6 protein-coding genes are annotated in these 4,126 nt (G+C 42.2%); 3 read left to right on the forward strand and 3 right to left on the reverse strand.

Features of this window, described 5'->3' with window-relative positions; genetic code table 11:
* Both A3766_RS17520 and A3766_RS17525 read right to left on the reverse strand, forming a co-directional pair.
* A partial coding sequence (locus A3766_RS17520) for a hypothetical protein (protein WP_156508950.1) occupies positions 1 to 478 on the reverse strand: 478 nt, incomplete at its 3' end.
* 12 nt (positions 479 to 490) lie between these two features.
* Positions 491 to 1,933 (reverse strand): PilZ domain-containing protein, encoded by a 1,443-nt coding sequence (locus A3766_RS17525; protein ID WP_068642593.1) that lies wholly within the window; start codon positions 1,931 to 1,933, stop codon positions 491 to 493.
* A gap of 99 nt (positions 1,934 to 2,032) precedes the next feature.
* On the opposite strand from A3766_RS17525, the gene A3766_RS17530 reads away from it, so the two are divergent.
* The 3 genes from A3766_RS17530 (at position 2,033) to A3766_RS17540 (ending at position 3,601) form a co-directional block, all read left to right on the forward strand.
* Entirely contained in the window at positions 2,033 to 2,530 is a 498-nt protein-coding gene (locus A3766_RS17530) for a hypothetical protein (protein WP_068642061.1), read from the forward strand.
* A 43-nt stretch (positions 2,531 to 2,573) separates the two neighbouring features.
* The gene (locus A3766_RS17535) at positions 2,574 to 3,197 is read left to right on the forward strand and encodes a tyrosine-type recombinase/integrase (RefSeq protein ID WP_068642595.1); all 624 of its coding nucleotides are present in this window, start codon (positions 2,574 to 2,576) and stop codon (positions 3,195 to 3,197) included.
* 101 nt (positions 3,198 to 3,298) lie between these two features.
* Entirely contained in the window at positions 3,299 to 3,601 is a 303-nt protein-coding gene (locus A3766_RS17540) for a hypothetical protein (RefSeq protein WP_068642598.1), read from the forward strand.
* Positions 3,602 to 3,731: 130 nt separating this feature from the next.
* On the opposite strand, the gene A3766_RS31270 is transcribed toward A3766_RS17540, so the two are convergent.
* Positions 3,732 to 4,126 (reverse strand): hypothetical protein (locus tag A3766_RS31270; RefSeq protein WP_197479613.1); only part of this gene is annotated, 395 nt, incomplete at its 5' end.

The raw sequence follows: 4,126 nt of genomic DNA on the forward strand, positions 1-4,126 counted from the left end.
TTACTTTATCGAGTGATTTCCTGAATGCTTTCGTGTCAGCACCAGAGCTCTTAGCGAGGCTTTCCAACTGTCGGGCAATATCTAATCGCTTGTTTACTGGCGCAGTAACGAGCTGATCTACCAAGGCACTAGACTCGGCACTGATGCGTAATTTTGTGAGGACTAACTCATCGATGAACTCATTCAAAGTAAGCGCTTCAAACTCGGTTGTAAGCTTTTTTACCTGTGTAACGGTTTCCAAATCCAAAGGACTTCCATTAGCTGGTTCCAACGCTACTAATATCTGTTCACCCGAATTGGTAAAAAGACGCTTTATGTCTAGCTCATGAATCCGGGATTCATGTTCTTGTGCCATAAAATAAGGGGATGAGTTGACGCGCAGTTCAAGTAAAGTAAAAGCAAAAAAAGCAGTTACGAGTGCGACAAGCGCAATAATCATCTTGCGCTTAGCTATGACAAAGTTAGCGTATCCTTCCATAACAATATCCCTTTAGTTTTGAATTAGCAGATAGACAACGATCGACTGCGAGTCTACTTCGGACTCGATTTCAAATCCTTCGAGTTCAGAACCTAATTCAACGACTTCCTCTTCTGTTCGGTATATCAGCCTCCAATCGACAGAAAATTCACAGATGGCACGAGTAGAACTAGATGGATGAAAGTTGCCAATAATCAATTGACCACTTGGCTTCAGTGCTTTGGTGAGTATTTTTGTAAGGCTTTTGGCAATGGGCCCCGGCAAATAATCATACAAACCGGCAGAATAAACCATATCGAATCCACTACTCAGTAGCGCTAAGGCTTCAGGATTACGTTCTAGAATATCTTTTACAGCAACAGGCTCGCATCTCACTTTAACTTGTTTAGTCATACCAGAAGCTCTAACAGCGCTGGACGCGTTACGCCTAGCTTCTAACAGCGCTTCTTTATCTTGATCGATTAACACAATCTCTAGCTGCGCGTCTTCAGGCAAAGTATAGGTATTAAAAAACTCACCCCATTCCTGAGCTGGACCACAGGCCACGCTGGCGATGCTAATAACCTTCGACTGGCATTCCTGTATACAGGCATTAATTTTTTGAGCGAGATAGGCTTTACGTTCTCGTACGGAAATAGCTGCTGCTTCATTCACCGTATAGCGATGGATCAATTTGGCAAACAAGTTCTTACCCTCGTAGCCATTACGATACACCTGGTTCATCATTTCATAATCACCGGCATACCCTAACGGTTTTTCCATTGCCCTCTTGGCATAAGGGCTTTGAAGATAAAACTCGTTAAGTTCATTTCTGAAGAAGTTTAAGTAACGCTCTGCTTTCTGCTTGTCTTTAAGATGATCTAAATAATCATACAAACGCCTACCAAAGTGGTTAAGCTTATCGGATACATAATTGCCAAAACGCACTTCCATGGCATCTAGCAGTGAGGCCTTAGATTCTTCATTGCGTGTCTCATAGTTTTCCTCTAACTCATCGACATGCTTCTTAAGATGAATAAAGAAATTCTCAATCTCGAATACTAATAGCCTAAAGTCCTCTGGAATCGAGTCAAAGGCATTGAGCTCTTTTTCAATTTCGTACTCAGTTAACATTAAACGATCGAGGGAGTTAAGCAGTTCACGAGGCAGAATATGATCCGTAAAATCAATACCGAATGAATAAGTATCACATGATTCGTTCAGCCAAACTATCTCAGCTTGGCACTCGAACAACACATGATTTTCAGATGAAAGAACCTTAAAAGGATACACATTGCCTTTAACTATGCTGCCAGAAACAGAAGTGAGTTTTGCGCCCGTATCAGATAGGTTTTCTAGCGCGTATGGCTGCCCATTTAATTCAGCAGTTAACGCGTAAGAATCGATGAAATTATTAAATCGCTCTGAACGAATTTGTTCAATAGGCTCGGCTTGAGCTACAGTTGCGTCATGCATGTTATTGTTGTTCCCAATATGTGCGGTTATATAGTTGTTATGAGCAAATAATAATCAGTGTCAGATAAAACCACAATCATCAGGTTAGGTATTTTAGTTATGTTTCGATGGTTAAAAGAAAAAATCATATCAGCAACTAAGCAGCAACCGACGCATCTAACAAAAGATGTCCCTCCTTCTTCAACCAAGTCCGTCACCATACCTCGCGATCCAATACCTACCTCACCATGGACAGACCTAGATGCTTCATGGTCAACACTATCTGAGATTATTCAGCATCAAGTGGAAGAAGCTGACCAAAGAGCCGATAAACGACTAAGACAAGGTGGTATCCACGGTCACTTCAACCCGGGCAGAGATATGAGTGTGGGTGTATCAAGGCTGAGGCGGGAAATCGAAGAGTATCGTTTTGATGAGTGCAGCAGTCCAGGCGATAACGCCTACGCGCTTCTGGAAGAAGCCAGGAAGCTAGGTGAAGGCGTTAAACGCTACGATGAAGACGGTTTTGAGTCAGATGCGATATTGTTTACTGTGAAGCTAATTCATAAACAGATTGAACAAGAGCTAGGTTCTGAAAGGGAAATTCAGAATAATTAGGCGCATAATAATCTCCTTACCCTGACAGAAAAGGAGGTGTGCCATGCCGTTTCCTGATTACGTACTCCAAGCAGAGCCGTGGAATAAAGGTAAGCTGATCGGCCAAAAACTACCTCTTAAGCAAGAACATATTTGGGCGATTCGCGTTCGTCTAGAGATGGCCGATAAGCTTCGTGATTTAGCTCTATTCAATCTAGCGCTGGACAGTAAGTTACGGGGGTGTGACCTAGTAGGACTATTGATTAGGGATATCGCCCGTGGCACCGAAGTCAAAAGCCGAGCACAAGTCATCCAGAAGAAAACAAAGCGCCCAGTTGTCTTCGAGATTACACGCAAAACCCGCGAGGCATTGTCAGAGTGGATGGTAAAGCGCCAACTCAACTCTCTAGATTTTTTGTTCCCAAGCCGATCCAACAAAGGTCATCATATTACGACGCGGCATTATGGACGGATCGTGCATAATTGGGTCAGTAGCATTGGGCTAGATACAACGGCCTATGGCACACACAGCATGCGACGCACAAAGGCGTCTATCATCTACAAGCAAACAAAGAATCTGCGAGCGGTACAAATTTTACTTGGCCACTCAAGCCTTGAGAGTACCGTCCGATATCTAGGTGTAGAAGTTGATGATGCACTCGAGCTTGCTGCCAATATAGAAATCTAATGTTTAGAATCGAATTAGCGGTTAATCTTTAACGCGCTAGTGGAACAGGACAAGATAATTTGGTTCACTCTACTTTACAGAAAGAGCCTTAGGGAATATTTATGAACAACAAAATAAGAGCGTTAATTTTATTTCTTTTTTTATTGCCCAGCGTTAGTTTTGCTTCTCCCTCTTCAAGTAAAGGGGTAACTATAGTTAGTACGGTAATTAGTGCTGCGATTCTGGTGGGCATTGGTTATGGCGCCTGGCATTTAATCTCGGATAGCAATGAGAAAGATACCTTACAATTAACAAACACCACTGACCACGAACTTACAAAAACTAAGTTCAGCATCGCGCCAATCAGCAAATATCAGTCTCACGACGTTAGCGGAGTGGAACTGCAATTTAGTTACTCATTCTAAACCGCATTTGTCATTGGGTAGTTTATGATACAGAACACAACAAAGCAGACATTCAGCGTTCACCATTTTACTCGCTTTTGGCGTCCTGTAATTGTCGAAAGGTTATGCATGTTGAGTGGAACGCAAGCCCTTAGCGTTGCGCCTGAAAAGCTTCCCACTCAGCAATCTCAGCTTCGCTCAACTCTGAGAAAGGCTTTGCTCCAAATTCTTCAATTAGCAGTTCTCTGATTTCTTTGATTTCTCTAGTAGCTGTTGGGCCTCCGGAAATAGCAGGATCTTTTAAAGCCACCTTGTCGATATAGTCCAGCACGGTCATGGGTTCTTCAAGCCCTGTGCTCGGATTTAAAGTCATCGTTATGGCGTTAAAGTCAAGGTGGTCACTTTCTGTATATAATTCATTGTAAAAAAGCTCATCAATGATTTCATTGTAATAGCCTTTTTCAATTGCAAAATTGATGAAGTGTTTTCCATCAACACAAATCATGGAGTTTTTATTTTTGTTTAAAAGGTTAATAACATCACTTA

The sequence above is a fragment of the Oleiphilus sp. HI0132 genome, from assembly GCF_001635845.1.

Coding starts and splice junctions, on each gene's coding strand:
- A3766_RS17525 (WP_068642593.1), bottom strand. CDS start 1,933: ATGCATGACGCAACTGTAGCTCAAGCCGAGCCTATTGAACAAATTCGT.
- A3766_RS17540 (WP_068642598.1), top strand. CDS start 3,299: ATGAACAACAAAATAAGAGCGTTAATTTTATTTCTTTTTTTATTGCCC.
- A3766_RS17535 (WP_068642595.1), top strand. CDS start 2,574: ATGCCGTTTCCTGATTACGTACTCCAAGCAGAGCCGTGGAATAAAGGT.
- A3766_RS17530 (WP_068642061.1), top strand. CDS start 2,033: ATGTTTCGATGGTTAAAAGAAAAAATCATATCAGCAACTAAGCAGCAA.